The sequence below is a fragment of the Roseimaritima sediminicola genome, assembly GCF_009618275.1.
Lineage (GTDB): Bacteria > Planctomycetota > Planctomycetia > Pirellulales > Pirellulaceae > Roseimaritima > Roseimaritima sediminicola.
The window spans coordinates 1-335 of sequence record NZ_WIAD01000180.1 but is presented as its reverse complement, the minus strand read 5'-3'; the positions used below and the strand labels follow the sequence as shown (position 1 = coordinate 335).

1 protein-coding gene is annotated in these 335 nt (G+C 58.2%); it reads right to left on the bottom strand.

From position 1 onward, the window contains the following. Positions 1-124 precede the first annotated feature (124 nt). Positions 125-335 (bottom strand): IS66 family insertion sequence element accessory protein TnpB (tnpB, locus tag GE027_RS22745; protein ID WP_162006914.1); only part of this gene is annotated, 211 nt, incomplete at its 5' end.

Here is a 335-nt window from a genome sequence, read left to right as displayed (position 1 = left end):
GATTCATGATGACGACATTATAAAGTTCGGCGGAAAAAGCGCAAGCCAGAGCGCAAAGAAAACCGGCCTCGCGACAAGTTTTTCGCGAAGCCGGCTCGTACCGAACTGTTCGATGGGGGGCGACCTACGCCGCCATTCGCTTGCGCCGGTTCTTGGCTGCCTTGAGTGACACGCCGGCGATCCACATGGCCAGCTCGACGTTGTCGAGCGTAACGTGCGAGGCCTTGTCGTCGGGCCTGGGCAGTTCGACGGTGCCTTGTTCGAGACGCTTGTACCAGAGTGTTAGTCCACCGGTTTCCCACCACAGAGCTTTGACGCGATCGCGTTTTCGGTTA